Source organism: Bradyrhizobium frederickii (assembly GCF_004570865.1).
GTDB classification, from domain to species: domain Bacteria; phylum Pseudomonadota; class Alphaproteobacteria; order Rhizobiales; family Xanthobacteraceae; genus Bradyrhizobium; species Bradyrhizobium frederickii.
This window is the reverse complement of record NZ_SPQS01000120.1, coordinates 1-1,129: the sequence shown is the minus strand read 5'-3', so window position 1 is coordinate 1,129 and position 1,129 is coordinate 1. Positions and strand designations below refer to the sequence as shown.

Genomic DNA, 1,129 nt, shown 5'->3' with positions numbered 1-1,129 from the left:
ATACACAGTGCAGTGTTTATTCTGTTATTTATGCCAAAAATAAAGGCCACTATCAGGCAGCTTTGTTGTTCTGTTTACCAAGTTCTCTGGCAATCATTGCCGTCGTTCGTATTGCCCATTTATCGACATATTTCCCATCTTCCATTACAGGAAACATTTCTTCAGGCTTAACCATGCATTCCGATTGCAGCTTGCATCCATTGCATCGCTTGAATTGTCCACACCATTGATTTTTATCAATAGTCGTAGTCATACGGATAGTCCTGGTATTGTTCCATCACATCCTGAGGATGCTCTTCGAACTCTTCAAATTCTTCTTCCATATATCACCTTAAATAGTGGATTGCGGTAGTAAAGATTGTGCCTGTCTTTTAACCACATCAGGCTCGGTGGTTCTCGTGTACCCCTACAGCGAGAAATCGGATAAACTATTACAACCCCTACAGTTTGATGAGTATAGAAATGGATCCACTCGTTATTCTCGGACGAGTGTTCAGTAATGAACCTCTGGAGAGAACCATGTATATGATCGTTATCTGGGTTGGACTTCTGCTTTTAAGCCCAGATAACTGGCCTGAATATGTTAATGAGAGAATCGGTATTCCTCATGTGTGGCATGTTTTCGTCTTTGCTCTTGCATTTTCGCTAGCAATTAATGTGCATCGATTATCAGCTATTGCCAGCGCCAGATATAAGCGATTTAAGCTAAGAAAACGCATTAAGATGCAAAACGATAAAGTGCGATCAGTAATTCAAAACCTTACAGAAGAGCAATCTATGGTTTTGTGCGCAGCCCTTAATGAAGGCAGGAAGTATGTGGTTACATCAAAACAATTCCCATACATTAGTGAGTTGATTGAGCTTGGTGTGTTGAACAAAACTTTTTCCCGATGGAATGGAAAGCATATATTATTCCCTATTGAGGATATTTACTGGACTGAATTAGTTGCCAGCTATGATCCATATAATATTGAGATAAAGCCAAGGCCAATATCTAAGTAACTAGATAAGAGGAATCGATTTTCCCTTAATTTTCTGGCGTCCACTGCATGTTATGCCGCGTTCGCCAGGCTTGCTGTACCATGTGCGCTGATTCTTGCGCTCAATACGTTGCAGGTTGCTTTCAATC

General features: G+C 40.7%; 2 protein-coding genes. One reads left to right on the top strand and one right to left on the bottom strand.

The features are described from left to right. Window positions 1-52 precede the first annotated feature (52 nt). On the bottom strand, window positions 53-253 hold the full coding sequence (locus E4K64_RS39905) for an antirestriction Ral family protein (RefSeq protein WP_000213975.1): 201 nt from the start codon (window positions 251-253) through the stop codon (window positions 53-55). 266 nt (window positions 254-519) lie between these two features. Between E4K64_RS39905 and E4K64_RS39900 the strand changes: the two genes are divergently transcribed. Further along, window positions 520-1,002, top strand: coding sequence for a superinfection exclusion B family protein (locus tag E4K64_RS39900; protein WP_000281856.1), 483 nt, complete (start codon window positions 520-522; stop codon window positions 1,000-1,002). Window positions 1,003-1,129 lie beyond the last annotated feature (127 nt).

What these genes read in the sequence shown, in the direction of transcription:
- E4K64_RS39905 (WP_000213975.1), bottom strand. Translation starts at nt 253, where the DNA reads ATGACTACGACTATTGATAAAAATCAATGGTGTGGACAATTCAAGCGA.
- E4K64_RS39900 (WP_000281856.1), top strand. Translation starts at nt 520, where the DNA reads ATGTATATGATCGTTATCTGGGTTGGACTTCTGCTTTTAAGCCCAGAT.